Raw genomic sequence first — 25,351 nt, 5'->3', positions numbered from 1 at the left:
CCCCATGCCACATCACCGCGCGAGGCGGCGCGGCGCGGCGCGCTCACGTGGCCGACGCCACGCGGCGATCACTCCTTGTCGTACTCGTTGGACTCCGCGTTGCCCGGCGGGACGGCGTTGGGCCCGACGTCGCTCGGCAGGTCCGGTTCGGCAGCGCTCGCACTGTCGGGGTTGCCGGCCACCGCGTCGCCGTCGGAGATCGGCACCGGCCGCTCGCCGTCGGGGAAGTCGGCACCCGGCTCCTCGTCGTACGACGCGGGGCGCTCCTCGTCCGGAACGGGCCCGGGCTCGGGGTGGTCAGCGGGGTCCTCGGTGGTGCCGACCGCGCCGTCGCCGGTCGAGTCCACGGCCATCTGGATGTCGTCAGGGTTCTGTTGCTCGGTCATGGCAGCCCCGTACCCGCAGACCTGTTCCGGACACGGGGCGCCGGATTCGTCGCTATCGTGCCGCTGTACGGCGCACGGGGTCGCCGTCCGGCGTCTTCGGGGGCAGAGATGACAGAGCAGCGTGCCTGGCACCACGCATCAGTGCGGGAGCTCCCGGGCGTCCTCGTCACCGCGGGCAAGCTCTTCCTCGCGCACTGGCCGGCGTTCCTGGTGCTCGCCTGCCTTGCCATCGCCTTGCGCAATGGAGCTCTCTGGGCTGCGGTCGAGCTCTCCGACTGGCACGGGTTCGCCGGCCAGATCCTCCTGGTGCTGGCTCCCATCGGTTACCTCCTGCCGGCGATCGCCATGCTGCACCTCTGCCGTCGTTCGCTCGCGACTGAGCCCTCGGACGCGGTCCGCCCGGAATCACGCCTGGTGGACGTCGCGACGTCCGTGCTCGTCCCCTTCCTCGCGGTCTACGTCTCGCACGGGCTGCTCGCCGACGACGTGGAGCGCTTCGTCAACGAGGCGTCGGCCGACGAGTACTTCTCCAACCAGCTCAGCGGGGACGCCGACTTCTTCGGACGCGTCCTGATCTGGTCCGGATGGTCGCTGGTCGGCGTCATCGCCGCTGCCTGGGTCCTGCGATGGGCCCTGGGCCGGGCCGAGAAGCGTTCGGGCCTGCTGCTCTTCGCGATCGCGGGTGTCCTGGCCGAGATCTACTGGACCGGCAACGTCGCCCACAACGCCTCCGCACTGCAGGCGCACGTGGTCGGCTGGGTCGAGGACCGCCGTGCCGTTCACGGCATCGTGACGACGTACGACGCCACCGTCGACCGCCTCGGTCCCCTGGCCCACCCGGTGGAGACGGCCACGGACTGGCTCTTCGGCACTCTCGGAGCCTTCGACGCAGTCGTCGTGGTTCCGCTGGCGTGGCTGACGGTTGCGGCGGTCGTCCTGGGACACCAGCTGATGGAGCCGCCGGCCACCGACCGGCACCCGGTGCTCGACCGGGTGAAGGTGATCCCTGCACCGGTCCGGTCCGGCCTCGCCTCGTTGACCGAGGACGTGCGCGGGCGGTTCTCGGCCCTGTGGCAGGGCCTGCGGATGCTCGGCTCGGCGGGCCTCGCCCCCATGCTGCTCTTCGGGGTGACCTTCCTGATCGTCCTCCGCCTGCCCGGGCTCGTGTCGCGCCTCTGGCGCGCCGTCACCGGCCCCGTCGACACGTGGACCTGGCTGGCGTTCGCGCCCATCGAGAGTGCGCTCGGGCTGGCGGTGTCGCTGATGCTCGCCGTTCCGCTCCTCGCTGCAGCGGTCAGCTGGCTGACGCGGGCGGCTCCGGCCGGAACTTCAACCACTCCCGGTAGGGAATCCCGAGCCACACCTGCGTGATCTCCGTCCCCTCGTCGACGACGAGGACCGAGTGGGTGCGGTAGTGATCACCGGGACCCTCCTCCTCACCCGTGGAGAGCTCTGAGCACGCCAGCGGCTGCTGTCGCGAGTTCCTGCCGCCGTACTGCACCCCGTCGTCGCCGAGAAGGACGAGCTCGCACGGCGGAGTGCCCTCCACCTTGATGGGGTCGATCTCGAGGGAGACCTTCCACGCGTCGCTGCCATCCGGAACCGGCGCTGGCGAGTTGTAGCCGAGCGCCACCTCGTCCACGGGCTCAAGTCCGGTCACCCGCACCCGGAAGTGCCAGGTCTGATGTTGGCCGTCAAACCCCTCGAGGGAGTTGTTCCACTCCAACCACTCCCCGATGCGGGCCGTGTCGGCGACCCGCCGGGTATCCGTCTCCCACCAGTACGGCTTGATCCGGTACGACGAGGCGGCAAGCATCAGCGCGAGCGCGAGAGGAGTGGCGAACAGCCACCATCGGTTCCGCCTCCACCAGCTCATCACGAGGCCTCCGTCGGCATCGGCTGCGGCTCGGGGTCGGGCTTGGTGAACGGGTCGTTCGTGGTGGCCAGAGCCAACTCCTCCGCGAGCATGCGGCGAGCCTCGCTGGCTGAGATGCCGAGGTCGAGGTCGCCGATCTCGTCACGACGCTGGGAGGCACCCCCACCGGCGGAGTCGACCTGAGCCACCCGGAGCCGCACGTCTTCCAGGGCGAGCGTCGGGATGTCGAAGCAGAGCCGCGCGTACGTGGTCAGGCCGGGCTCCGCGTTCAGGTTGAAGCTGCAGTAGGCGCGCGACTTGTCCGGCCCGTAGATCCTCCCCTCGGTGTCGACGAGCTCGATGCCGGTGAGGGCACGTGCCTTGTCGGTACCGCGCACCGTCACGTCCACGACGAGGAAGACGCCCCGCGCCTTCACCACGTCGCTGCCCGAGACGAGCACGTCCGCAGCGTTCACCCGGTCGACGTCGATGTCGGCAAACCGCAGGTGAGCGGTCTCGCCGGCGGCGACCTCGCGCAGGAAGGGATCGGGTGAGATCTTGCTCTCCACGTGATCGGAGACCAGCCGACCGACCGCCAGCGCCGCGATCACGACCGCTGCCGAGGTGGCTGTCGCGCCCGCACGACCGAGCACGCTCATGGCCGCACCTCCACCGGGAAGACCCCCTGCGCGACCGGCCTGTCGAGGTCCCGCCATCGCTCGTCCGAGAGCCGCAGGACCGTGTCCTCGCCGACCCACTCGAGCTCATCGACGGTCAGCGTGACCGAGTCGCCGCTCCAGTCCTCGTCCTGCTGCCACACCAGCACCGCCTTGTGGCGGATGCCGGGGTTGATGTCGCGGATCTGGCTGGTGTCGTCGTAGTCGTAGACGTCGGCGTTGGTCTTGCCGAGATCGTTCGCCTCGATGCCGCCGTCCGCAGGAGCCGGGAGCGCGTCGGTGAGGACCCGGACACCCCACGGTCGGTTGCCCGTGTTCTCCACGGAGGCAACGACGACGAGCAGCTTGCGGCCCGGCTCCGGCGTCACGGTGGGCGCCAGATCGGGAACGGTGACAACCTTCTCCAGCGTGACCTCGAACGGGCCGACCTGCATCGGCACACCGATCTCGATGGACCCGAGAAGAGTCGAGGCAGACACCGACTCAAAGCCGCCGAACGGCGCGGTGAGCAGCGCCAGTGCCAGCCCGCCGCCGACCAGCTGCTGCGAGCGCGGACGCCCTTTGACGAACGTCGCGCTGCGCCCCGCGAACGCGCGCACCCGAGAACCCGAATCCCCCACGCGCGCATCGTAGGTCCGAACCATCACATCCGCGACGAAAACGGCACCGACAGATCTGCTGGCCGGGGCGGATCGCGATTGCAGTCGTGCGCGGAGCGCGCGATCGGGAAGGATGGCTCCATGCAGGAGACCGAGCTCGCCCGTTCCACCGGCCCCACCGGGGAGCTGGTCCTCCGGCGGCGTCGCGACGAGCGGGGCGAGGACGGCACCGCGATCGAGCTCCGCGCCAACGGCGTCTTCGTCATGGACACGGTCGAGACCGCCTCCGAGCAGGCCATGGCCACCGCGACGCTCTCCGCCTCACGCCGCTCCGGCCGTACGCCGCGGCGCGTCCTCGTCGGCGGCCTCGGCCTCGGGTTCACCCTGGGCGAGGTGCTGGCGGACTCCTTCGTGGAGCACGTGACCGTGGTCGAGATCGAGCCCGGCCTCGTCGCGTGGATGCGCGACGGCACCATCCCCTACGGCCCCGACCTGCTGGCCGACGATCGGGTCGAGCTGGTGACCGCTGACGTCGCCGACTTCCTGCGTGGCACCGACGCGCCCGACGGCGACCACTCGGCGTACGACCTGGTGCTGCTCGACGTCGACAACGGTCCGGGCTATCTCGTGCACGAGAGCAACGCCGACCTCTACGAGGCCCCGCTGCTCAGGGCGGTGCGTGACCGGCTGACCGCGGGCGGCACGCTGGTCATCTGGTCGGCGTTCGAAGAGCCCGAGCTGCCGCTGGAGATGCACGATGTCTTCGGCAACTGCCGGGCGCTGCCCATCCCGGTCGACCTGCAGGGCCGCGAGGAGCAGTACTGGCTCTACGCCTCCGAGCGCTGACCACCTGTGGCCTCCGCGCTAGCGTCGATGCCATGAGCAGCGACGACTTCCGGATCGAGCACGACTCCCTCGGCGAGGTCCGGGTCCCCCGCGACGCGCTCTGGCGGGCACAGACCCAGCGAGCGGTGGAGAACTTCCCGATCAGCGGCCGTGGTCTCGATGCCGCCCACATCCGTGCGTTGGCGCTGGTGAAGGCCTCGGCGGCACGGGTCAACGGCCGGCTGGGCGTGATCACCGAGGAGCACGCTCGTGCGATCGACGCCGCGGCCCACGAGGTCGTCGCCGGGGAGCACCTCGACGCCTTCCCGATCGATGTCTTCCAGACCGGCTCCGGCACCAGCTCCAACATGAACACGAACGAGGTGCTCTCCTCCCTCGCCTCCCGCGCCGGCATCGAGGTCCACCCCAACGACCACGTCAACGCCAGCCAGTCGAGCAACGACGTCTTCCCCACCTCGATCCACGTCGCTGCCACGCGCGCGACCGCCGAGGAACTGATCCCGGCCCTCGACCACCTCGCGGAGGCACTCGGCGCGAAGGCGGAGGAGTTCGCCGACGTCGTCAAGGCCGGCCGCACGCACCTGATGGACGCGACCCCGGTGACGCTCGGCCAGGAGTTCGGCGGCTACGCGACCCAGGTCCGGCTCGGCATCGAGCGACTGCAGCAGACGCTCCCCCGGGTCGCGGAGCTGCCACTCGGCGGCACCGCCGTCGGCACCGGCATCAACACGCCCCCGGGCTTCTCCGCCGCCGTCATCCAGGAGCTCGCCGAGGCGACGGGGCTACCCTTCGTCGAGGCGCGCGACCACTTCGAGGCCCAGGGCGCGCGTGACGCCCTCGTCGAGCTCTCGGGCCAGCTGCGCGTCATCGCGGTCAGCCTCACCAAGATCTGCAACGACCTCCGCTGGATGGGCTCCGGCCCCGCCGCCGGCCTCGCCGAGATCCACCTGCCGGACCTCCAGCCGGGCTCGTCGATCATGCCCGGCAAGGTGAACCCGGTCCTCCCCGAGGCGACCCTCCAGGTCTGCGCACAGGTGGTCGGCAACGACGCCGCGATCGCCTGGGCCGGTGCCTCCGGCAACTTCGAGCTCAACGTCATGCTGCCGCTCATCGCCCGCAACCTGCTCGAGTCGATCCGCCTGCTCACCACCAGCGGCCGGCTCCTCGCCGACCGCTGCATCAGCGGCATCACCGCCAACGAGGCCCGCCTCCGCGCGTATGCCGAGTCGTCGCCGGCGGTGGTCACCCCGCTCAACAAGTACGTCGGCTACGAGCGCGCCGCGAAGATCGCCAAGGCCTCACTCGCGCAGGGCATCACCGTGCGCGAGGCCGCCGTCGCCGACGGCGTACTGGAGGACGGGTCGCTCACCGAGCAGCAGCTCGACGAGGCGCTCGACGTCGACACCATGACCGGCCGCTGACGCGCCCGGCGCGCAGGGAGGTACCTGCCCGGCACTTGAGGGTGTTAGCGAGCGCAGCGAGCGAGCCCGAAGCCGGGTGGGAGCCTCACAGAGCGACGGCCGCCCACGACCCGCGCCTCACGGGGCGCAGGGCGCCTCACGGAGCGTCGGGCGCCCGGCGTACGGCCGTCAGTACCAGCCGTGGCTCTCGCTGTGCCCCCACGCACCACACGGACTGCCGTAGCGGTCCTGGATGTAGCCGAGGCCCCAGGTGATCTGGGTGACCGGGTTGTGCTGCCAGTCGGCACCGGCCGAGGCCATCTTCGAGCCGGGCAGCGCCTGCGGGATGCCGTAGGCGGACGAGCTCGGGTTGTCGGCGGTGATGTTCCAGCCGGACTCGCGGGTCCACAGCGAGTCGAGGCAGCCGAACTGGTCGCTCGACCAGCCGAAGTCGGAGATGAGCGCGCGGGCAACCGAGCGCGGGTCGAGGTCCTTGGCGTCCTCGGTGCGGGTGTAGCCGTTGGCGACCGAGTCGGTCGCGGCCAGCGGAGCGAGCTTCGCCGGGGCGGCGGCGTCACGCTGGTCGGAGCGGGAGACGACGGGGTCGCGCTCGATGTCGTCGCCGTTGATGCCGTTGACGCTCGCGAGGTCGAGGTCGACCTCAGCGGAGGCCGCAGCGGCCGGGGAGGTGGACTCGCTGAGCAGGCCAGTGGCGACGGCGGAGCCCGTGGCGCCCACCGCGATGGCGGAGAACACGACGGAGTTGCGGAGGATCTTCTTGGGCGTTTCGGTGGCCGGAACGGCGGCACCACGGTGCTTGGGAACGTACTTCACATGCTTCGACACAGTCAGGGTCTCTGGCTAGACGTCAGGGCAACGCCTTCGGCCGAGAGAAGCCGCCCGGAGCTGGATCACAGCGCGGGCGGCCCGAAGACGAAGTACCACCATGCAGGAAACGGGCGTCAGCACCAAGTCGAACGCGCCCGAGTGTGAGGGGAGCGACACCGACTCCAGGTGGTCGGCACCACTCCCCTCACACGAGTCACAGGCGTCCCGTCACATCGTGACGTGCTCGAGCATCTCCGTCACCAGGGCTGCGATGGGCGAGCGCTCCGAGCGGGTCAGCGTCACGTGCGCGAAGAGCGGGTGGCCCTTGAGCTTCTCGACCACGGCGACGATGCCGTCGTGGCGACCGACCCGGAGGTTGTCGCGCTGGGCGACGTCGTGGGTCAGCACCACCTTGGAGTTCGCCCCGATGCGGGACAGCACCGTGAGCAGCACGTTGCGCTCGAGTGACTGCGCCTCGTCGACGATGACGTAGGCGTCGTGGAGCGAGCGCCCCCGGATATGGGTCAGCGGGAGCACCTCGAGCATGCCGCGGTCGAGGATCTCGTCGACGACGTCCTGCGAGGTGATCGCGCCCAGGGTGTCGAAGACCGCCTGGCCCCACGGGCCCATCTTCTCCTCGGCGCTGCCGGGCAGGTAGCCGAGCTCCTGCCCACCGACGGCGAAGAGCGGGCGGAAGACCACGACCTTCTTGTGCTGGCGGCGCTCCATCACGGCCTCGAGGCCGGCACAGAGCGCGAGCGCGGACTTGCCGGTGCCGGCGCGGCCACCGAGGGAGACGATGCCGACCTCGGGGTCGAGCAGCATCTCCAGCGCGATGCGCTGCTCGGCAGAGCGCCCGTGGATGCCGAACGCCTCGCGGTCGCCGCGCACCAGGTGGACCTGCTTGTCGGCCCCGATCCGCCCCAGCGCGGTGCCCCGGTCGGAGAGCATCACCAGGCCGGTGTGGCACGGCATGTCCTTCGCCGCGTCGAGGTCGACCACACCGTCGTCGTACAGCTCGTCGAGGACGCCGGCCTCCACGTCGATCTCCGCCATGCCGGAGTAGCCGGTGTCGGACTCGTGGATCTGCTCGCTGCGGTACTCCTGCGCATCAAGGCCGACCGAGCTGGCCTTGATGCGGAGCGGGAGGTCCTTGGAGACCAGGGTGACGTCGCAGCCCTCGTCGCTCAGGTTCTTCGCAACCGCGAGGATCCGGGTGTCGTTGTCGCCGAGGCGGAAGCCGGACGGCAGGGACTCGGGGTTCGTGTGGTTGAGCTCGACCCGTAGCGTGCCGCCGTCGTCACCGATCGGCACCGCCTGGTCCAGCCGCCCGTGCTTGACCCGCAGGTCGTCCAGCGAACGCAGCGCCGAGCGCGCGAAGTAGCCGAGCTCGGGGTGGTGCCGCTTGCCCTCCAGCTCGGTGATCACGACCACCGGGATGACGACCTCGTGCTCCTCGAAGCGCTTCAGCGCCCCGGGATCGGCGAGCAGCACGCTCGTGTCGATCACGTAGGTGCGGACCGCCTGCTTCTTCGTCGTACGCCGGGAGGTGCCGGCGCTGCTCGACGCGGACTTGGCGCTGGTGCGGGTGCTGGTGCTGCTCGTGGCCACGACTACCCCTTGGAAACCAGCGTGCGCACTCCGCGCCGGTCCTAGCTCAGCTGGATGGACCGGCTGGTCCGCAGGCCGGAGTGCCGGCCCCTTTCCACACGACAGCACCAGCGGTGCTGTCGGGCAGTCAGTCCGTGATCACTCACGTTGCGGGCCTTCCGGTGAGGCGAGCTTCCCCACTCGCCATTGAGGTGAACGTACGTCCGGTACCCCGTCGCTTTTGTGGCGACACGCCCGCACGCGCGGGCCGTTCATCGAGGGTTAACACGGGGCCTGTGACGCGTGGTGCACGAGGTGCGAGGGGTTCGGCTGGCGGCACGGGCGCAGGGAGGTGCCGGCCCGGCACTTGAGGGTGCTAGCGAGCGCAGCGAGCGAGCCCGAAGCCGGGTGGGCGCCTCCCGGAGGCCGTGTCGTCAGCCGGGCGCGGTTCAGGAGCCGAAGCGGCGCTCGCGAGCGGCGTACGCACGAAGGGCGCGGATGAAGTCGACGCGGCGGAACTCCGGCCACAGCGCTTCACAGAAGTAGAACTCGCTCTTGGCGCTCTGCCAGAGCAGGAAGCCGCCGAGACGCTGCTCGCCCGACGTACGGATGACGAGGTCGGGGTCGGGCTGGCCCTTGGTGTAGAGGTGCTCGGCGATCCCCTCGACGTCGAGCGTCTGGGCGACCTCGTCGATCGAGAGGCCCTGCGCGGAGGCCTCGACGAGCAGTGACTTCACCGCGTCGGCGATCTCCTGGCGGCCGCCGTAGCCGACGGCGACGTTGACCAGCATCCCGTCGACGCCGCGGGTGGCCTCCTCCGCCTCCTTCAGGCGCTGGGCCGTGCGGGCCGGCAGGAGGTCGAGGGCACCGACGGGGTGGATCCGCCAGCGGCGCTGGTCGACGAGCGAGGCCACCGCCTCCTCGATGATGCCGAGCAGCGGCACGAGCTCCTTCTCGGGACGGTGGAGGTTGTCGGTGGACAGCAGCCACAGCGTGACCACCTCGATGCCGAACTCCTCGCACCAGTCGAGCAACGGCTCGATGTTGGCGGCGCCGGCCCGGTGGCCGTGGGCGGTGTCGCGACCGACCGCCTTCGCCCAGCGACGGTTGCCGTCGAGCATGACCCCGACGTGCTTGGGCAGGCCGTCGGTGGGGAGGAAGCGCACCATCCGGGCTTCGTACGCCGGGTAGAGCATGCGCTTGACCCGCTGGCGCGCGCGCATGATCTGGTCGTTGGTGGCTCCCACGCTGACGATGCTACCGGCGTCGATACCCTTGCCCCGTGAACCAGACGACCCGCCCCGACCACGACGATGCTCAGCAGAGCCGTCGCGGCGCCGCGAAGGAACGTGCGGAGGCAGCCGTCGACCGAGCCGTGGACCGTGCCGGCCACGCACGCGACCGGGCCGTGGGTGCGGCCAGCCATGCGCGCGACAAGGCGCAGGACGCCCGCGACCGCGCCATCGAGGCCGTCGCCGACAAGATCGACGAGCTCAAGCCCCATCTGCGCGGCTGGCTGCACGCCGGCATGATCCCGCTGCTGACTGCGGCGTTCGCGGTGCTGATCGTCCTGTCCCCCACGACCATCACGAAGGTCGGTTCGTCGATCTACGCCGCGAGCGCACTGCTCCTCTTCGGCGTCTCCGGCATCTACCACCGCGGCACCTGGGCGCCGCGGATGTGGGCCTTCTGGCGCCGTTTCGACCACGCCAACATCTACGTCTTCATCGCGGGCACCTACACACCGATCGCGTTCCTCTACCTCCACGGCGGCTCCCGCTGGACGCTGATCGGCGTCGTCTGGACCTGCGCGCTCGCGGGGCTGATCTTCAAGATCGGCTGGCCGCACGCGCCCCGGTGGGTCTCGATGCTCTACGTCGTCATGGGCTGGCTCGCGGTGCTCTTCATCCCGCAGTTCCACGAGGGCGCGGCCCACTTCCCGACCTGGGTCAACGTCTCGACGTTCACGCTGATCGCCGTCGGCGGCGTGCTCTACACCGTCGGCGCGGTGGTCTACGCGACGAAGCGCCCCAACCCCTCACCCACGTGGTTCGGCTTCCACGAGGTCTTCCACCTCTTCACCGTGCTGGCCTTCATCAGCCAGTACATCGCGGTCTCGATCGCCACCTACTCGCTGCGCTGAGGCACCTTCACCGCGGAACCGGCGTATGCCGGGAGGCGTCGTACCGGCATGCGCTCCTTCCTTGCTGCCCTGCTCCTGGTCTCCCTCGCGGCCTGTACGTCGGAGCAGCGCGCGACGCCGCTGGACCGACCGACCGCGACGATCACGTCGCCGACGGCCGAGCCGGTCGTGCCGACGGAGGTCACGTGCCCGAAGGGGCAGGTCACGATGATCGACCTGGGATGGGTGGGTGCGCACACCTTCGCCGGCATGCTCGCGTCCACTGAACAGATGGGACGTCCGCACGTCGACAGGAAGAGTCGCCGGATCTGGTTCCTGCGCGACGACGGCTCCGCGCACTCGGCCGCTCCTTGGCACCGGGCCCGCAGCGCCCACCAGAGCCGCGAGTGGTTCATCGACTCCTACGAGCAGTGCGCCGACCACGCGGAGTGGAGCGAGGTCGCCGCTCCGTCGACACGTCTCGAACTCACGGTGGGCCACTGCTGGGTCGAGCCCGTGGAGGTGGAGGGCCGGAGGTGGGACGTGACCCGCGAGGAGCAGTTCGGCTGGGGCGGCCCCACACCGCGCGGGCTCGTGCCGCGCCGCGGCATCACCACGGAGTTCGTGCTCAGCGGCGAACTCAGCGTGGCCGGTGACGTGGCGATCTACGTCGCCGATTCCGGCGTACGCCTCACGCTCGTCCCGGAGAACGACGCGTGGGCGCTCAACCGCGGCGGGTGCGACTGAGAGGCCGTTCGCTGCGCGGTTCGACGGGAGTAGGCGAGCCGGGTGAACCCGTCGACGGCAGAGTGCAGGTAGGTATATCCGGTCCTCGTCCCACGCGTCTTAGTACGTGCGGCCGCCCGGGCCTGCTTGCTGTTTCTGCCATGGACGCGCCACCCGCCGCCGTCGGGGATTCGGCCGACCTTCTTCACGTCGATGTGGACCATGTGCCCAGGTCGGCGGGCGGTGATCTTCTGCGGCTCGCGGTTGCTGGCGCCGGTCGGGTCGATGAACCTTCGTCGGTTGAGTTGGAGCCGATTGAGGATGCGAGTGACGGTGCGTCGGCTGACCGAACAGCCGAGTTGTTCGAGCTCGAACGCGATGCGTGCTGCCGGCCACTTATTGTTGCGGCGCATCTGCTCGATCAGTGCCACGACGTCGCCAGGTGTCGCGGCGGGTTGGCGTCGCGGGACCGAGGAACGGTCGTGGAGTCCGGCGTCACCGAACTCTCGATATCGGTAGACCCACTTCGATGCCGTAGTCCGCGAGATGCCCATCTCGGCGGCAACGTGAGCGATCGGCCGATGCTCGCAACGTGCGACCAGCCGTCGACGACCCTCCACCGACAAGGGCGCATTGGGGTGGCTCATGACGCCCTACGCCGCGTCACGCCGGGCTCGTTCCTCCGCGCTGGGATGCCGGTCCACGTATTCCTGCCCGGTGAGGCGTTGGATCGATGCCATCAGTTCGTCCGTCGCTTCGCGCCAAGCGACCGGATCGTTGGCTGCCGCTGCCGACCATCTCGTCAGGTCCAGCGGTTCGCCGAGCCGAATCTCCACGCGTCCGCGGCGCCAACCACGCGAACCCGGCTGGTTGACCGAACGGGTGCCGACGACACCTACGGGGAGCACCTCGTGCGCGCCCGGCAGAGCAACCCGCATCACGCCGGTCCGGCCGCGCCACAGGCGACCGTCCGGCGAGCGTGTTCCCTCTGGGTAGATCGCCCAGACACCTCCGCGGGCGAGGATCCCGTTCGCGGCCTCAAGCGCGACGTCAGCGCTTCCGGCACCCTCTCGCTTGATCGGAATCTGGCCCGTCAATCGACACAACGTGCCGTAGAGCCATGCGCCCGCCCCGCCCTTGGCGAAGTATTCGCTCTTCGCCACGAAGGTAAGGCGCCTGGGCAACGCTGCACACAACACCAGCGAGTCGATCTCGGCGAGGTGATTGGGCGCGAGCACGAACGGCCCGTTCGGCAACGTGCCGATCACGACCGGGCGAGCGAACCAGCGGATCACCGGGCCGAGCAGCACCCACTTGAGAATCCAGTACATGACGAACCTCCTAGACAGTGTCTAGGCGGCATTCTGACCAGACTCCTAGACACTGTCTACATGGACGTGCGCGACCAACTTGTTCAGGCCGGAGTTGAGCTTCTCGAAGCAAAGGGCCTCGCCTCGCTGACCCAACGACAAATCGCGACAAGGGTGGGCGTTTCCCACGGCGCACCCCGCCACTACTTCCCGACCTATGCGAACCTGTTGGCCGCCATCGCCAGGGTGGGAGTCGAGGAACTCGACGCCACCATCCGCGCAGGCCTTGCGATCCCAGACGCCCGATCAGCGCTTTCATCGGTAGCCGAGAACGTCGTGAACTTTGCCATTGACCGTCCCGCGATGTTTGAACTGATCGCGCGCCACGACCTGCTCGAAGGCGCCGGCGGCAATCTGCGTGAGATCACGAGCAGTTGGCTGGAACTCTTGACCACCCGCATTCGTGACATCAGGGCCGACGCGGACGAGCGGCACGGACTCGCCCTGTGGGCCGGTGTTCAGGGGTTGGGAACCATGCTCGGTCGGCGAAGCACCGACGTCATCAGCACCCAGAAGGTCAATCCGAAGCCAGTCCTAGCGGTCCTGATCGACGGCATCACACAAACCAGCTGATCAGTTCGCGGCTCGCCGACTGTCAACAATGTCCTGGCCAGCAACACCGGTGCCACGGTCGCCGGGTCAGCCCGCCCCCCGCACGTGCCGCAGCACCTCGGCCACCACGGCTTCGCCCTGGCACTCGGGAATCCAGTGGTCGGCGTCGGCCAGCTCGACGAAGCGGTACGGCGCGTCGACGTGCTCGCCGCAGCGTTCGGCGCCGGAGCGGCGCAGGGCGTCGTCGCGGGCACCCCAGAGGTACGTCGTCGGCACCTGCACGGCGGGCAGGTCGGCGAACCAGGGCCCCATCGCGCGGTACCAGCCGAGGGCCGCCGTCAGGCCGCCGCCGTCGACCAGCGTGCGCAGGTTCTGCTCGACGATCGCGTCCGGCACCTCGGGCGAGAACATCGCCCGCAGTCGTCGGGCACCGTCCTCGAGGAGGACCTGCTCGGCCTTCCCCTCGGCCCTCAGCAGCTGGATGTACGCCGACCCGGCCTTCTGGTCGGCGTCATTGCGCAGCGCCCAGCCGAAGGCCGCCGGGTGCGGCACGGACACGGCGGTCAGGCTGTGCAGCCGCTCGGGATGCCGGGCCGCGACGAACCACGCGACGGCCGAGCCCCAGTCGTGGCCGACCAGGTGAACGCGCTCCCATCCCAGCGTGTCGAGCATGCCGACCACGTCGGCGACCAGGTGGTCGACCTCGTAGTCCGCGACGGAGGTCGGTCGGGCACCCGGTGAGTAGCCACGCTGGTCGGGTGCGAGCACCTGGAGTCCAGCCGCGGCGAGCTCGGGCAGGACCGTCTGCCAGGACGCCCGGCACGCCGGGAAGCCGTGCAGCAGGACCACCGGCGTCCCGTCGACGCGACCGGCCAGGGTGGCGTCGAAGACCAGGTCACCGACGGCCAGCTGGACCTCCCGCGCCTCGCGGTGGGTCACGGTCGCCTCATCCATCACGTCGTCCTTCGTCTCGGCCGGCTCCGGTCAGGGCGGATGCTGCGCGCTCGGTCACCCAGTAGAGCCCGGTCAGGAAGAGGAGCGCGAGGGTGACGTGGAGCAGCAGGGCGAGCCCGATCAGCATGATCCACCCCGCGACCCGGAAGCGGCCCCAGAGCAGCCCCAGCACGGCGGGCAGGACGACTGCCATCGCCGCGCCGCGTCCGAGCTCGGCGGCGAAGGTGCCCGCACCCATCCACGGAAGGACGTCGACCAGGTCGAGGAGGTCGAGCGTTGCGAGTACGCCGAGCGTGGCGACCACGCCGATCGTCAGCGCAGCGACGAGCCGGTGCCGCCACCGCTCGCCCGCGCGCCAGCCCGTCCCGCCGCCGTGCAGCATGGTCGCGGTCGCGACCGCTGACCACGCCAGCCAGCGGCGCACGAGGGCGGTGCCGGTGTCGCCCATCGCATCGCGGAAGACCCGGTCGGCGTCCTCGCGGAGCACCGTCGTGTCCGGCTCGGCGACGTACTCCTGCGCACGCAGCCCGTCGTGGAGGAGGGCGGCCGGGAGGTGCGCCCCGGTCCTCGGCACCAGCCAGGTGAAGAGCCACGGCACGGAGGCGAGGTCGGTCGTGAAGTCAGGCGTCCGCGGCACCAGCAGCTCGCCGAGGCGCCGGTCGGCGTACCCGATCCGCCGGAGCATCAGGAACCGCTCGCGGCCCCCGACCAGGTGGCGCTCGAGGACGATCCGGGGCGGCGCGTCGAGGGCGGGCGGCACCTCCACCTGGTCCCCCACCCCGATCACCCCGCCGTCGTGGAAGCGGAGGCGCTGTTGCTGGAGCGGCAGGTCCATCCTCCGATTCTGGCCCATCACTCCGGGCCGTCGCCGTTGCTCGTCGCTCGCGGCCTGTCGCCCGATTTGAGAATGAGAATGATTGTCACTAGCGTCTGGCGCATTCTTCCCGGTGACCTCCGCCGGGCTTCCGACGAAAGGCACGACCGTGCTCCACCTCCTCCGTACCGTCGCCCTCGCGGCAGGGACGACCGTCGTCCTCGCCTCCTGCGGCGGCGCCTCCGGCGCCGATGACGCGAACGCGCCGCTGCGGATCGCCGGGCCCTTCGAGATCCACAGCCTCCAGCCGGCCGCGAGCAGCGGCCTCTTCACGCGCCTGCAGGTCGTCGAGACCCTCGTGGCGAGCGACCTCGAGGGGCAGCTGGCTCCCGGGCTCTCCCCTGCCTGGTCCGCGAGCCGCGACCAGCGGAGCTGGACGTTCGACCTCCCCGATGCGGTCACCTTCCACGACGGCACCACGCTCACCGCGGCAGCCGTCGCCTCCTCGCTCCGGCACGCAGCCGACGACGCGGCGAGCCCGCTGGCCGAGGCCCCCATCCGCCGGATCGAGGAGGCCGGTGACGACCTGCGCATCCGGCTGACGAAGCCCTTCCCCTCGTTGCCGGCGGTGCTGACCCACTACAGCACCGCGATCCATGCGCCCGCGTCGTACGACGGAGCGGGTGCCGTGGTCGAGGTCATCGGCACCGGGGCCTATCGGGTGACCGAGGCGACCCTGCCCGCGCGGGTGCAGACCGCGCGGTTCGCGGACTTCCGGGGCGCGGCACCCGGGATCGAGGAGGTGACCTTCCAGTCCGTGCCGCGGGCCGAGTCGCGGGCCCTGCTCGCGACCAGCGGACAGGCCGACATCGTCTTCGGCCTCGAGCCCTCCGGCCGCGACCGGGTCGACGCCACGGACGGCGTTGCGATGGTCTCCACTCTGCAGCCGCGCTCGCTCTACCTCAAGGTCAACGGCGACCACCCCGCCCTCGGGGACGTGCGCGTACGCCGCGCGCTGAGCCTCGCGCTCGACCGGGAGACGATCGCGGGGGCGGTCCTGCGCGAGCGCGACCTCGCCGCCACCCAGCTCTTCCCGCCGTCGCTGCCCGGCTGGAACGACCCCGACCTGGCACCGCTCACCGAGGACACCACCGAGGCGAAGAAGCTGCTCCGGCAGGCCGGTCTGGTCGGCGACAAGGCCCTGCGGATCACCCTGACCACCTACCCCGACCGGCCCGAGCTCCCGGCCCTGGCGACTGCTGTCCAGGCTGCGTGGGAGGCGGTCGGCGTCGCCGTGAAGGTCGACGTCACCAACTCCAGCGAGATCCCGGCCCGGCACCAGGACGGATCACTCGACGTCGCGCTCCTCGCCCGCCACCTCGCCCTCGTCTCCGACCCGCTCGTCACCGCCGTCGACACCTTCGCTCGCAACGGCTCCGACTGGGGCGTCATGAACTGGCACGACGATGCAGTCACCGACGCGCTCGCCACCCTCCAGGACGGCGCCGACGACGAGGAGCGCCTCCGGCTGCAGTCGGTCGTCAGCAGCACCGCCCACGAGCAGCTCCCCGTCATCCCCGTCGCCTGGTACCGGATGAACGCCGCCGTGACGGACCGGCTCGACGGCTTCGTGCTCGACCCGCTCGAGCACTCCTGGCGCCTCTCCGACGCGAGTTGGCGATGACCCCGACTCTCCCTCGTGTGACGAACCGCTTCGCTGTCGTCCTGCTGCAGCGCTGCGCGCAGGCGATCGGCGTCGCCCTCGCCGTCTCCGTGCTCTGCTTCGTCGCGGTGCGGCAGCTGCCGGGCGACGCGGCGTACCGGATCGCGGCGGGGCGCTACGGCTACGACCTCGTCGACGCCGCCGCAGCCGACGGCGTCCGGGCCGAGCTCGGCCTGGACCGCCCGGCATGGCAACAGCTGCTCGACTGGCTGGCCGCGCTCCCCCGGCTCGACCTCGGCGCCTCGATGGTCACCGCGCGACCGGTCGCCGCCGAGCTCGCCCACCACCTCGCCGGCACCCTGCAGCTCGCGGCCGCCGGCCTGCTGGCCGCGGTGCTGATCGGTACGCCGTTGGGCTTCGCCGCCGCCCGTCGTCCGGGAGGCGTCATCGACCGGGCGACGCTGGCCTGGGTCGGAGCGGTGCGCGCGCTGCCGCCGTTCCTCCTCGGCCTGGTGCTCGTCGTCGTCTTCTCGGTCCAGCTCGGGCTGTTGCCGACGGTCGGGAGCGGCAGCCTGCCCACACTCGTGCTGCCAGCGATGACGCTCGGCCTCTCGATCTCCGGCCTGGTCGCGCGGATGACCCGTGATGCCGTCGTCGAGGTCCGCGGCGCCGGCCATGTCGGCTTCGCCCGAACCAAGGGCCTGCCCGAGTCGTCGGTGACCCGCCGCCACGTCGTCCGCAACACGCTGGCGCTGGTGGTCCCGTACCTCGGCGCCCAGGCCGTCCTGCTCGTGGAGGGCGTGGTGGTCGTCGAGAGCCTCTTCGCCTGGGACGGGCTGGGACACGCGCTGGTCCATGCCGTCTTCTGGCGTGACATCCCGATGCTGCAGGGCGCGGCGCTGGTGCTGGGCCTGCTCGTCGTCGCCCTCAACACCGCCGTTGACGTCGCCGGCCTCTGTCTCGACCCCCGCCCACGCTCCCGAGGAGTCTCCGCATGAGCCGCACGATCCAGGTGCCCCTCACCGCTGCCCGTGCTGCCGCCCGTCCTGCTGACCGACCTCGGGTCCGGTCCCTGAGTCTCCTGGCCCTCGGCCTGCTGCTCGCGTTCGCCCTCCTCGGTCCCGTGCTGCTGGGTGACCCGGCCCGACAGGACCTCAGCCGCTACCTCGCCGCCCCCACGTGGGACGAGCCGCTGGGCCGTGACGAGTTCGGGCGCAGCGTGCTCACCCGGCTCGCCCACGCCACCCGCCTCTCGCTGGTCCTCGCCGCCCTGAGCGTGCTCACGGCCCTCACGCTCGGCGCCACGACGGGGCTGCTCGCCGCCTGGCGCGGAGGCTGGGTCGACTCCGTGCTCCGCGGAGTCTCCGAGGCGTTCGTCGCACTGCCCGCCCTCCTCATCGTGCTCCTCTTCGCCGCACTCGCCACCGGCGGGAGCATGTGGACCCTGTACGTCGGCCTCGCGCTCGCGCAGTGGGTCGAGTACTTCCGTGTCATCCGCGCCCGCAGCGCGCTGGTGCTCGGGACACCGGCCGTCGAGGCGGCACGGCTCCTCCGGCTCGGCCCGCTCCACGTCGTACGCCGCCATGTATGGCCGGAGCTGCGCGGCACGGTGCTGACCCTGGCGTCGCTGGGGATGGTCACGGCGATCCTGGCGATGTCGACGCTGGGGTTCGTGAAGGTGGGGCTGCAGCCGCCCCGCGCGGAGCTCGGCCTCATGGTGACCGAGGCGTTCCCGCACTACGACGCCGCTCCGTGGCTCGTCGTGGCACCGGTCGCCATCCTGTTCCTGCTCACGGTCGGGTTCCTCGGCCTCCGACGCGACGAGGTGCGCGCATGACCGCCGACATCACCCTGACCAGCACCGGCTCGCAGGCTGGCTCCCTGGCAGGCACCACCGAGCTCACGCTGGCCGACGTCACGGTCAGCAGCAGCGGCACCCGTCTGGTCGACCGGGTCGGCCTGACCCTCGGCGCCGGGGTGCCGCTGACCGTCATCGGCGCGAGCGGATCAGGCAAGTCCCTGCTCGCGCACGCCCTGATGGGCACGCTGCCGACCGACCTCGAGGTCAGCGGACGGCTGGAGGTCGACGGCACCGCCCACGACCTCTCCGACCGGCCCGGCCGTGGCTGGTGGGGCACGCGCTTCGCGTTACTGCCCCAGGAGCCGCACCTCGCCCTCGACCCGACGATGCGGGTGCACCCGCAGGTCGCCGAGGGCGTGGCGCCGGGTCGTCGGCGTACGCCGGAGCACGCCGCGGCTGCGGACCGGGCGCTCGGCTCGGTCGGCCTCGCGGGCGTGGGCCGCGCGTGGCCCCACGAGCTCTCCGGCGGGATGGCGCAGCGGGTGGCGTACGCCGCCGCGACCGTCGGCGGAGCCGAGGTGCTCATCGTCGACGAGCCGTCGAAGGGGCTCGACGCAGCCGCGGTCGACCAGCTCGCGGACCTGCTCCTCGCGCACGTACGCCGCGGTGGCCTCCTGCTCACGATCACCCACGACCTGCGGCTCGCGCGGCGCCTCGGCGGCACGGTCGCGGTGATGCGTGGCGCCCAGGTGATCGACCACGGCTGCGCAGCAGACCTGCTGGACCGCCCGACGCACGCCTACACGCGGGCGCTCGTCGAGGCCGATCCGAGCACCTGGCCCGCGCACACGGCGGACCCCATCGACACCTCCGCGCCGGTCCTCGTGCACGCCGAAGGGATCTCACGACGGTTCGGCTCGAACCGCCTCTTCGACGACCTCACCCTCGAGCTCCGCAGCGGCGAGCGGTGCGCGCTCGTCGGGCCGAGCGGCGTCGGCAAGACGACGCTGGGCCGGACCCTGCTCGGCCTGGCCCGCCCCGACGCCGGCGAGGTCCGCCACCATCGCCTCCTGGACGGCGGCCGGATCCAGAAGCTCTACCAGGACCCGGTGCTCTCGTTCCCGCAGCGGGTGCCGCTCCGGGGCGGCCTGCAGGACGTCGTCCGTCGACACCGCCTGCCCGCGGGCCGCCTGCCGGCACTGCTCGACGCGGTCGGGCTCGACGGCAGCCTCCTGGACCGCCGCCCCGGCCAGGTCTCCGGCGGCGAGCTGCAGCGGCTGGCGCTGGTCCGCGCCCTGTTGATGGACCCGCTTCTGCTGCTCGCCGACGAGGCGACGTCCCGGCTCGACCTGCTCACGCAGCAGCAGACGGTCGACTGCCTCAGGGCCGAGCTGCCCGACGCGTGCGCCCTGCTGCTGGTCACGCACGACCAGGCCCTCGCGGCCGCACTGACCGACAGGAAGGTCGAGCTCGGCGTTCCCACCCCGCAGCTGTAAACCCCCGTTCACCCGCACGAGGTGGCCGCTGCAACGCCCACCTCGAGTGGGTGAACGGGGTTCACAGCGCGGCGGGATCGGTGACCGGTCGCTCGCAGACGAAGTTGCGGCAGACGTACGCCGCCGGCCGGCCGTCGACGGTCGGCCGGTGGCGCAGCAGGTCGAGCGCCGCGTCGGCACCGGTCTGCTCCGGGGTCACCACCAGGACGATCGCCCCGGGGCGCCGGCGGGCGGCGAGCGCCAGGGCGTCGCGGTCCGGGCCTGGTGCGCCGACGACCACGATCTCCTCGGGGCCGGCCAGCATGGTCTCGGCGGCGGTGAGGGCCCAGCCCGCGAACCGCGGCGCCCGGGTGGCCAGCGGACCGAGCACGGCCAGCGTCTCCTCCGCGGCCGTGCGGTAGCGGCCCTCGCCGGTGATCGCGGCGAAGATGGCCAGTGCGTGCACCACCGCGGACTGGCCGCACGGGCTGGCGTTGTCGGCGTACTCCCGCGGGCGGGTGACCAGCGCCTCGGCATCGGCCGCGGTGTCGAAGAAGCCACCGTCCTCAGCGCGGAACTGCTCCAGCGCCGTGTCGAGCAGGCCGCGCGCCCGGTCGAGCCACGCAGGGTCGCCGGTCGCCTGCAGCAGGTCGAGGAAGCCCTGCGCGACGCACGCGTAGTCCTCCAGCACCCCGGCGTGCGCCCCGACCACTCCGTCGCGCGAGACCCGTCGGAGCCGGCCGTCGACCAGGTGCACCTCGAGGAGCAGCCGGGCAGCGCGCACCGCAGCATCGACGTACGCCGGCTGGTCGAGGAAGGTGCCGGCGGCGCAGAGGCCGCTGATGGCCAGGCCGTTCCAGGCGGCGACCACCTTGTCGTCGCGGTGCGGCCGGGCCCGCAGGTCGCGCACGTCCAGCAGGCGCGCCTTCACCTCGACCAGACGGGCCAGCTCGCCCGGCGCCGTCGGTGGGTGCCGCAGCTGGAGCGTCGACATCCCGTGCTCGAAAGTGCCCTGCTCCGTCACCGCGAAGAGCTCGGCCGCCCAGGCGCCGCGGTCGTGGCCAAGCGCCTCGACGAGCTGCTCGGGGGTCCAGGCATAGAACGCGCCCTCCTCGGAGTGCCCGTCGGCGTTCAGGGAGTCGGCGTCGAGTGCTGAGGCGAAGCCGCCCTCGGGCGTCAGCAGCTCACGGAGCAGGAAGTCGGCGGTCTCCTGCGCCACCCGCCGTGAGAGGTCGTTGTCGCGCCGCGCGTAGACCCCGAGCAGCTGCGCGTTGTCGTAGAGCATCTTCTCGAAGTGGGGCACGACCCAGCCGCGGTCGACGGCGTAGCGCGCGAAGCCACCGCCGATCTGGTCGTACATGCCGGAGCCGGCCAACGCGTGCAGGGTGCGCACGAGCATGTGACGGGCCTGGCGGACCAGCTCCTCGTCGTCCTGCGCGGCGTCGGCGGAGCGGGCATCGACGTACCGCCGGAGGAACTCCAGCGCCATCGACGGCGGGAACTTGGGCGCGCCACCGAAGCCGCCTGCCTGCGGGTCGAACTCGGAGGCGAGACCCCGGACCGCGAGGTCGAGATCCGCGGGGCCGAGGGTGGCGGCGGCCGCGACGGTCGCCGTACGCAGGTGGTCGGTGATTGCGGTGGCGGCCGAGGCGACGTCGTCGGGCTTCTTGACCCAGACCTCCGCCAGCGAGGTGAGCACCTGCCGGAAGGCGGGCTGACCGTGCCGCGGCTGGTCCGGGAAGTAGGTGCCGGCGAAGAACGGCCGGCCGTCGTGGTCGAGGACGCAGGTCATCGGCCAGCCGCCGTGCCCGGTCATCGCCTGCGTCGCCGCCATGTAGACCGCGTCGACGTCGGGCCGCTCCTCGCGGTCGACCTTGATGTTGACGAAGAAGTCGTTCATCAGGGCCGCGGTCGCCTCGTCCTCGAACGACTCGTGCGCCATCACGTGGCACCAGTGGCAGGCGGCGTAGCCGACGCTGAGCAGGACCGGTACGCCGCGGCGTCGGGCCTCCTCGAAGGCCTCCGGTCCCCACTCCCACCAGTCGACGGGGTTCTCCGCGTGCTGCAGCAGGTAGGGAGAGGTCGCGGAGGCGAGGCGATTGGACATGTCCACCAGCCTGTCACGCCAGCGGAAGCGCCACCGTCACGGTCAGGCCACCCTCGGGGCGGGCAGCGAGGACGAGGGAGCCGTCGTGTGCTTCGGCGATGCTCCGGGCGATGGCAAGGCCGAGCCCGACGCCGGCCTGGTCAGCGCGGACACGGGCGGTGCCGCGCTGGAACGGCTCGGCGAGGGTGGACACCAGACCGGGTGCGAGCACCTCTCCGGTGTTCGCCACGACGAGCTGCGCCACCCCGTCGTACGCCGATGTCGAGACCCACACCCGGCCGTCGGCGTGGTTGTGGACGATCGCGTTGTGGACGAGGTTGGTGACCAGCTGGAGCAGCAACGGCTCCGAGCCCGACGCCGATGCCGCCTCGCTGACGACCTTCACGGCGACGCTCCGCTTCTCCGCCAGCGGCAACAGGGTCTCGGCCGCCTCCTCCGCGACCAGCGAGAGGTCGACGGGCGCCCGGGTGAAGTTCCGCCGCTCGGCACGACTCAGCAGGAGCAGCGCCTCGGTCAAGCCGATCGCCCGGGTGTTGACCGCGAGCAGCCGGTCCACGAGCGCGTCGACGTCGCGGCCGGGGTCCTCGCGGGCGACCTCGAGCAGCGTCTGCGTGACCGCGAGCGGCGTGCGCAGCTCGTGCGAGGCGTTGGCCGCGAAGCGCCGCTGCTCCTCCACGTGGGCCTCGAGCCGGGCCAGCATCGCGTCGAAGGTGTCGGCGAGGTCGCGGAACTCGTCGCGCCGACCCTCCAACGCGACCCGGTGCCCGAGCGACCCACCACCGGCACGCCGCGTGGCCTCGGCGATCCGGCTCAGCGGGGCCAGCATGCGGCCGGCCAGCAGCCAGCCGCCGACGAGCCCGAAGACCAGCAGCGCACCCATCGCGATCGACGCCTTCGGCAGGAACGCAGCGATCAGGTCGTTGCGGCCGGGCACGAAGAGGCTCGGGGTGCGCCGCGCGTCCTCGCCTCCCAGCTGCACCGCCTGCTCAGGCACGTAGCGGAGCAGGAAGACCCAGACCACGGCGAGCAGCAGCCCGCCAGCGAGCACGACGAGCCCCGCGTAGCTCAGGGTCAGCTTCAGCCGGACGCTCAGGCCGGGCGCTCGGGCCGGGGAGGCGCTGCTCACGCCCCGCCCTCGTCGTACGCCGGGGCGTCGATGCGGTAGCCGACACCCGGCACCGTGGCGATCAGCCACGGCTCCCCGAGCCGCTTGCGCAGCGCCGAGACCGTGATCCGGACGGCGTTGGTGAAGGGATCGGCATTCTCGTCCCAGGCCCGTTCGAGCAGCTCCTCCGCGCTCACCACCCCACCCTCGGCCGCGACCAGCACCTCGAGCACGGCGAACTGCTTCCGGGTCAGCGCCACGTAGCGGCCGTCGCGATGCACCTCGCGGCGGAAGGCGTCGACCCGCAGGCCGGCGATCTCGCGCACAGGCGGCCGATTGTGTGCCCGACGGCGGTCGAGCGCGCGGAGCCGGAGCACGAGCTCGCGGAAGGCGAACGGCTTGGTCAGGTAGTCGTCGGCGCCGAGCTCGAATCCGGAGGCCTTGTCGTCGATGCGGTCGGCGGCGGTGAGCATGAGGATCGGCGTGCCCGTGCCGGAGGCGACGATCCGCGCCGCGATCTCGTCACCCGAGGGCCCGGGGATGTCGCGGTCGAGGACCGCGATGTCGTAGGAGTTGACTGCGAGCAGCTCGAGCGCGGTCTCGCCGTCGCCCGCGAGGTCGGCCGCGATCGCCTCCAGGCGCAAGCCGTCACGGATGGCCGTCGCCAGGTCCGGCTCGTCCTCCACGATCAACACGCGCACGAGGCGACTCTACGAGCGCGGGCATATCGCCGGCGTATCGAAATCCGCATACGTTCCGGCAACGTGCCTCCCCCTTGACTGGCGTCATGACCACCATCACCTCCACCCGAGGGGCGCTGCTCTTCGCAGGCTTCGCCGCCGCCCTCGTCGCCGGCGGCACCCTCGTCGCCCGCGACCTCGAAGCACCCCCGCCGACGCCCGCACCACAGGGGCGCGTCTCCCTCCCCGCAGCGGAGATGGCCCACCCACACCGCGACCACGACGGCGGCGGCGTTGCCTCAGGCGCCCGCACGGCCGGCGGAGACGGATCGCTCCCCGACGGAGCCAGCCCCTTCGACCTCGACCTCGCTGGCATCGCGCGGCTCGACCCCGACCTGCTCGCGGCCCTGCAGCAGGCGAGCCGCGACGCGGCCGACGACGGCGTCGAGCTCGTCGTGAACAGCGGCTGGCGCTCGGCGGCCCACCAGCAGCGCCTGCTCGACGAGGCGGTCGCCGAGTACGGATCACAGGCGGCGGCAGCCCGCTGGGTGGCGACGCCAGCGACCTCCTCGCACGTCTCCGGCGACGCCGTCGACGTCGGCCCGAAGGAGGCCGCCGCATGGCTCGCCGACCACGGGTCCGCCTACGGCCTGTGCCAGACCTACCGCAACGAGGCGTGGCACTACGAGCTGCGCCCGGGCGCCCCCGAGGACGGCTGCCCGCAGCCGTACGACGACCCCACCGACGACCCGCGGATGGGGCGATGAAGATCATGCCGCTGACCGAGCCGTGGCAGTGGTTCGGCACCTACACCGGGGTCGCCTACCTCACCGCACTCTGTCTCCCCCTCGCCCTCCTGCTCACCCGGGCAGTCACCCACGCGCGCGTCGCCCGGGGCGCGGCGCCGGCGACAGCCCGTCGTACGGCGTGGGCGGAGGTGGGCATGGTCTACGGCACGGTGCCGTGGGTCTGGATGACGATGCTGCCGGGCAGCCGCGCAGGCGAGGTGGTCGGCGCCGTCAGCCTGGTGCCGCTGCGCGATCTGGGGACGATGGACGACGTCCAGGTGGTCGGCAACCTGGTCATCCTCGCGGCGCTCGGCTGCCTCGCCCCCGTCCGGTACGCCGCGCTGGCGTCGCTCCCCCGGGTGCTCGCGCTCGGGGTCGCCGCGTCGACCCTGATCGAGGTGCTGCAGTACGTGCTGGTGCTCGACCGCGTCAGCTCCGTCGACGACGTCCTGCTGAACGCCTCGGGGGCCGTGCTCGCCGCCCTCCTCTCGCGTCCGTGGTGGGCACGGACGCACGAGCGGATGACCGACCTGCGGACCGGTGCGCGTCAAATTCTGGACACGACCGCGTCATGAAGCCGGAGGTCGCCCGTTCCACCGGCGTACCGGAAAGCAGGACTCGGCCTGCCCACCAACCTCGGGGGAACCCATGACCAACATCGTGCTCGGCACCGTGGCGATCGTCGCCGCTGCCACCTTCGCCGCCACCACCGACTCGACCACGGCGGAGGCGCCGGTCCATCGGGTCGTCGTCCAGCACTGACGGAGACGTGACAGGGCCCCTCGTCATTGGCGAGGGGCCCTGTTCTGTGCGGGCTTGCTCGTGTCTGTGCGGGCTTGCTCGTGTCAGCCGTCGGTGCTGTCGGATGGGGCCGGGGTCGGGGTGGTCTGCTCGTCCTGCGGCGCAGGCAGCAGCTCGCCCCGCCGGCCGGGCGCCATCTCTCCACCGAACCGCCGACCGAAGCCGCGCTCGTCGAATCCCTGCCCGCCCGGCTCCCCCATCTGCACCATGAC

25 protein-coding genes and 1 pseudogene are annotated in these 25,351 nt (G+C 71.5%); 12 read left to right on the top strand and 14 right to left on the bottom strand.

Going from position 1 to position 25,351, the window contains the following annotated elements:
- Nucleotides 1-68 precede the first annotated feature (68 nt).
- Nucleotides 69-386 carry a hypothetical protein gene (locus tag VLF38_RS17090; protein WP_325272439.1) on the bottom strand — a complete coding sequence of 106 codons (318 nt, stop codon included), beginning with the start codon at nt 384-386 and terminating at the stop codon, nt 69-71.
- 108 nt (nt 387-494) lie between these two features.
- On the opposite strand from VLF38_RS17090, the gene VLF38_RS17085 reads away from it, so the two are divergent.
- Nucleotides 495-1,757, top strand: a complete 1,263-nt coding sequence (locus tag VLF38_RS17085; protein ID WP_325272438.1) for a hypothetical protein — start codon at nt 495-497, stop codon at nt 1,755-1,757.
- Here VLF38_RS17085 and VLF38_RS17080 read toward each other — a convergent pair.
- From VLF38_RS17080 to VLF38_RS17070, 3 genes are read right to left on the bottom strand one after another with little or no spacing between them, the layout of a single operon-like run.
- Nucleotides 1,681-2,265: a hypothetical protein gene (locus VLF38_RS17080; RefSeq protein WP_325272437.1), complete on the bottom strand. Its 585-nt coding sequence runs from the start codon at nt 2,263-2,265 to the stop codon at nt 1,681-1,683. The genes VLF38_RS17085 and VLF38_RS17080 overlap by 77 nt on opposite strands.
- Complete coding sequence (locus VLF38_RS17075) at nt 2,262-2,900, bottom strand: hypothetical protein (protein WP_325272436.1); 639 nt, start codon at nt 2,898-2,900, stop codon at nt 2,262-2,264. Before VLF38_RS17075 ends, VLF38_RS17080 begins: the two co-directional genes overlap by 4 nt.
- Entirely contained in the window at nt 2,897-3,538 is a 642-nt protein-coding gene (locus VLF38_RS17070) for a hypothetical protein (protein WP_325272435.1), read from the bottom strand. The genes VLF38_RS17075 and VLF38_RS17070 overlap by 4 nt, the downstream gene beginning before the upstream one ends.
- Before the next feature lie 120 nt (nt 3,539-3,658).
- On the opposite strand from VLF38_RS17070, the gene VLF38_RS17065 reads away from it, so the two are divergent.
- Both VLF38_RS17065 and VLF38_RS17060 read left to right on the top strand, forming a co-directional pair.
- The gene (locus VLF38_RS17065) at nt 3,659-4,363 is read left to right on the top strand and encodes a hypothetical protein (RefSeq protein ID WP_325272434.1); all 705 of its coding nucleotides are present in this window, start codon (nt 3,659-3,661) and stop codon (nt 4,361-4,363) included.
- A gap of 32 nt (nt 4,364-4,395) precedes the next feature.
- On the top strand, nt 4,396-5,784 hold the full coding sequence (locus VLF38_RS17060) for a class II fumarate hydratase (protein WP_325272433.1): 1,389 nt from the start codon (nt 4,396-4,398) through the stop codon (nt 5,782-5,784).
- 168 nt (nt 5,785-5,952) lie between these two features.
- Here VLF38_RS17060 and VLF38_RS17055 read toward each other — a convergent pair whose 3' ends face one another.
- The 3 genes from VLF38_RS17055 to VLF38_RS17045 all read right to left on the bottom strand — a co-directional run bounded on the left by VLF38_RS17055 (nt 5,953) and on the right by VLF38_RS17045 (nt 9,404).
- A complete protein-coding gene (locus VLF38_RS17055) occupies nt 5,953-6,597 on the bottom strand; it encodes a lytic transglycosylase domain-containing protein (RefSeq protein ID WP_325272432.1) in 645 nt (214 codons plus the stop codon).
- A 222-nt stretch (nt 6,598-6,819) separates the two neighbouring features.
- A complete protein-coding gene (locus tag VLF38_RS17050) occupies nt 6,820-8,100 on the bottom strand; it encodes a PhoH family protein (RefSeq protein WP_325272448.1) in 1,281 nt (426 codons plus the stop codon).
- A gap of 530 nt (nt 8,101-8,630) precedes the next feature.
- Nucleotides 8,631-9,404, bottom strand: coding sequence for an isoprenyl transferase (locus VLF38_RS17045; protein ID WP_325272447.1), 774 nt, complete (start codon nt 9,402-9,404; stop codon nt 8,631-8,633).
- Nucleotides 9,405-9,463: 59 nt separating this feature from the next.
- Here VLF38_RS17045 and trhA point away from each other — a divergent pair, with 59 nt between their 5' ends.
- Both trhA and VLF38_RS17035 read left to right on the top strand, forming a co-directional pair.
- Complete coding sequence (gene trhA / locus VLF38_RS17040; RefSeq protein ID WP_325272431.1) at nt 9,464-10,324, top strand: PAQR family membrane homeostasis protein TrhA; 861 nt, start codon at nt 9,464-9,466, stop codon at nt 10,322-10,324.
- Between the two features lie 48 nt (nt 10,325-10,372).
- A complete protein-coding gene (locus tag VLF38_RS17035) occupies nt 10,373-11,050 on the top strand; it encodes a hypothetical protein (protein ID WP_325272430.1) in 678 nt (225 codons plus the stop codon).
- Nucleotides 11,051-11,075: 25 nt separating this feature from the next.
- On the opposite strand, the pseudogene VLF38_RS17030 reads toward VLF38_RS17035, so the two are convergent.
- Both VLF38_RS17030 and VLF38_RS17025 read right to left on the bottom strand, forming a co-directional pair.
- A pseudogene (locus VLF38_RS17030) lies at nt 11,076-11,676 on the bottom strand (helix-turn-helix domain-containing protein); the annotation flags it as partial.
- Between the two features lie 6 nt (nt 11,677-11,682).
- The gene (locus tag VLF38_RS17025; protein WP_325272429.1) at nt 11,683-12,360 is read right to left on the bottom strand and encodes a lysophospholipid acyltransferase family protein; all 678 of its coding nucleotides are present in this window, start codon (nt 12,358-12,360) and stop codon (nt 11,683-11,685) included.
- 60 nt (nt 12,361-12,420) lie between these two features.
- Between VLF38_RS17025 and VLF38_RS17020 the strand changes: the two genes are divergently transcribed.
- Entirely contained in the window at nt 12,421-12,972 is a 552-nt protein-coding gene (locus VLF38_RS17020; RefSeq protein ID WP_325272428.1) for a TetR/AcrR family transcriptional regulator, read from the top strand.
- A 66-nt stretch (nt 12,973-13,038) separates the two neighbouring features.
- Here VLF38_RS17020 and VLF38_RS17015 read toward each other — a convergent pair whose 3' ends face one another.
- Together VLF38_RS17015 and VLF38_RS17010 are read right to left on the bottom strand one after the other, a co-directional pair.
- Nucleotides 13,039-13,905, bottom strand: a complete 867-nt coding sequence (locus VLF38_RS17015) for an alpha/beta hydrolase (RefSeq protein WP_325272427.1) — start codon at nt 13,903-13,905, stop codon at nt 13,039-13,041.
- On the bottom strand, nt 13,898-14,740 hold the full coding sequence (locus tag VLF38_RS17010) for a DUF1353 domain-containing protein (protein WP_325272426.1): 843 nt from the start codon (nt 14,738-14,740) through the stop codon (nt 13,898-13,900). The genes VLF38_RS17015 and VLF38_RS17010 overlap by 8 nt, the downstream gene beginning before the upstream one ends.
- 148 nt (nt 14,741-14,888) lie before the next feature.
- Between VLF38_RS17010 and VLF38_RS17005 the strand changes: the two genes are divergently transcribed.
- The 4 genes from VLF38_RS17005 to VLF38_RS16990 are packed head-to-tail and all read left to right on the top strand — an operon-like array spanning nt 14,889 to nt 19,679.
- On the top strand, nt 14,889-16,403 hold the full coding sequence (locus tag VLF38_RS17005; protein ID WP_325272425.1) for an ABC transporter substrate-binding protein: 1,515 nt from the start codon (nt 14,889-14,891) through the stop codon (nt 16,401-16,403).
- 17 nt (nt 16,404-16,420) lie between these two features.
- Nucleotides 16,421-17,380 carry an ABC transporter permease gene (locus VLF38_RS17000; RefSeq protein ID WP_325272424.1) on the top strand — a complete coding sequence of 320 codons (960 nt, stop codon included), beginning with the start codon at nt 16,421-16,423 and terminating at the stop codon, nt 17,378-17,380.
- Nucleotides 17,377-18,219, top strand: coding sequence for an ABC transporter permease (locus VLF38_RS16995; protein ID WP_325272423.1), 843 nt, complete (start codon nt 17,377-17,379; stop codon nt 18,217-18,219). The genes VLF38_RS17000 and VLF38_RS16995 overlap by 4 nt, the downstream gene beginning before the upstream one ends.
- The gene (locus tag VLF38_RS16990; RefSeq protein ID WP_325272422.1) at nt 18,216-19,679 is read left to right on the top strand and encodes an ABC transporter ATP-binding protein; all 1,464 of its coding nucleotides are present in this window, start codon (nt 18,216-18,218) and stop codon (nt 19,677-19,679) included. Before VLF38_RS16995 ends, VLF38_RS16990 begins: the two co-directional genes overlap by 4 nt.
- 61 nt (nt 19,680-19,740) lie before the next feature.
- On the opposite strand, the gene VLF38_RS16985 is transcribed toward VLF38_RS16990, so the two are convergent.
- Genes VLF38_RS16985 through VLF38_RS16975 form a run of 3 tightly spaced genes read right to left on the bottom strand, consistent with a single transcriptional unit; the run spans nt 19,741 to nt 23,571 of the window.
- Nucleotides 19,741-21,765 (bottom strand): thioredoxin domain-containing protein, encoded by a 2,025-nt coding sequence (locus tag VLF38_RS16985; protein ID WP_325272421.1) that lies wholly within the window; start codon nt 21,763-21,765, stop codon nt 19,741-19,743.
- 13 nt (nt 21,766-21,778) lie between these two features.
- The gene (locus VLF38_RS16980; protein WP_325272420.1) at nt 21,779-22,891 is read right to left on the bottom strand and encodes a HAMP domain-containing sensor histidine kinase; all 1,113 of its coding nucleotides are present in this window, start codon (nt 22,889-22,891) and stop codon (nt 21,779-21,781) included.
- Nucleotides 22,888-23,571 (bottom strand): response regulator transcription factor, encoded by a 684-nt coding sequence (locus VLF38_RS16975; protein ID WP_325272419.1) that lies wholly within the window; start codon nt 23,569-23,571, stop codon nt 22,888-22,890. The genes VLF38_RS16980 and VLF38_RS16975 overlap by 4 nt, the downstream gene beginning before the upstream one ends.
- Before the next feature lie 86 nt (nt 23,572-23,657).
- Between VLF38_RS16975 and VLF38_RS16970 the strand changes: the two genes are divergently transcribed.
- Nucleotides 23,658-24,317 carry a M15 family metallopeptidase gene (locus tag VLF38_RS16970; RefSeq protein ID WP_325272418.1) on the top strand — a complete coding sequence of 220 codons (660 nt, stop codon included), beginning with the start codon at nt 23,658-23,660 and terminating at the stop codon, nt 24,315-24,317.
- Complete coding sequence (locus tag VLF38_RS16965) at nt 24,314-24,913, top strand: VanZ family protein (protein WP_325272417.1); 600 nt, start codon at nt 24,314-24,316, stop codon at nt 24,911-24,913. The genes VLF38_RS16970 and VLF38_RS16965 overlap by 4 nt, the downstream gene beginning before the upstream one ends.
- Nucleotides 24,914-25,351 lie beyond the last annotated feature (438 nt).

The sequence above is a fragment of the Nocardioides sp. genome (assembly GCF_035481145.1).
In the GTDB taxonomy this organism is placed as follows: Bacteria; Actinomycetota; Actinomycetes; order Propionibacteriales; family Nocardioidaceae; genus Nocardioides.
Note: the sequence above shows the minus strand (reverse complement) of the source record. Positions and strands in the feature narration are given on the sequence as shown.

What these genes read in the sequence shown, in the direction of transcription:
- VLF38_RS17090 (WP_325272439.1), bottom strand. Translation starts at nt 386, where the DNA reads ATGACCGAGCAACAGAACCCTGACGACATCCAGATGGCCGTGGACTCG.
- VLF38_RS17085 (WP_325272438.1), top strand. Translation starts at nt 495, where the DNA reads ATGACAGAGCAGCGTGCCTGGCACCACGCATCAGTGCGGGAGCTCCCG.
- VLF38_RS17075 (WP_325272436.1), bottom strand. Translation starts at nt 2,900, where the DNA reads ATGAGCGTGCTCGGTCGTGCGGGCGCGACAGCCACCTCGGCAGCGGTC.
- VLF38_RS17065 (WP_325272434.1), top strand. Translation starts at nt 3,659, where the DNA reads ATGCAGGAGACCGAGCTCGCCCGTTCCACCGGCCCCACCGGGGAGCTG.
- VLF38_RS17060 (WP_325272433.1), top strand. Translation starts at nt 4,396, where the DNA reads ATGAGCAGCGACGACTTCCGGATCGAGCACGACTCCCTCGGCGAGGTC.
- VLF38_RS17045 (WP_325272447.1), bottom strand. Translation starts at nt 9,404, where the DNA reads ATGCGCGCGCGCCAGCGGGTCAAGCGCATGCTCTACCCGGCGTACGAA.
- VLF38_RS17035 (WP_325272430.1), top strand. Translation starts at nt 10,373, where the DNA reads ATGCGCTCCTTCCTTGCTGCCCTGCTCCTGGTCTCCCTCGCGGCCTGT.
- VLF38_RS17025 (WP_325272429.1), bottom strand. Translation starts at nt 12,360, where the DNA reads ATGTACTGGATTCTCAAGTGGGTGCTGCTCGGCCCGGTGATCCGCTGG.
- VLF38_RS17020 (WP_325272428.1), top strand. Translation starts at nt 12,421, where the DNA reads ATGGACGTGCGCGACCAACTTGTTCAGGCCGGAGTTGAGCTTCTCGAA.
- VLF38_RS17015 (WP_325272427.1), bottom strand. Translation starts at nt 13,905, where the DNA reads ATGGATGAGGCGACCGTGACCCACCGCGAGGCGCGGGAGGTCCAGCTG.
- VLF38_RS17010 (WP_325272426.1), bottom strand. Translation starts at nt 14,740, where the DNA reads ATGGACCTGCCGCTCCAGCAACAGCGCCTCCGCTTCCACGACGGCGGG.
- VLF38_RS16995 (WP_325272423.1), top strand. Translation starts at nt 17,377, where the DNA reads ATGAGCCGCACGATCCAGGTGCCCCTCACCGCTGCCCGTGCTGCCGCC.
- VLF38_RS16990 (WP_325272422.1), top strand. Translation starts at nt 18,216, where the DNA reads ATGACCGCCGACATCACCCTGACCAGCACCGGCTCGCAGGCTGGCTCC.
- VLF38_RS16985 (WP_325272421.1), bottom strand. Translation starts at nt 21,765, where the DNA reads ATGTCCAATCGCCTCGCCTCCGCGACCTCTCCCTACCTGCTGCAGCAC.
- VLF38_RS16970 (WP_325272418.1), top strand. Translation starts at nt 23,658, where the DNA reads ATGACCACCATCACCTCCACCCGAGGGGCGCTGCTCTTCGCAGGCTTC.
- VLF38_RS16965 (WP_325272417.1), top strand. Translation starts at nt 24,314, where the DNA reads ATGAAGATCATGCCGCTGACCGAGCCGTGGCAGTGGTTCGGCACCTAC.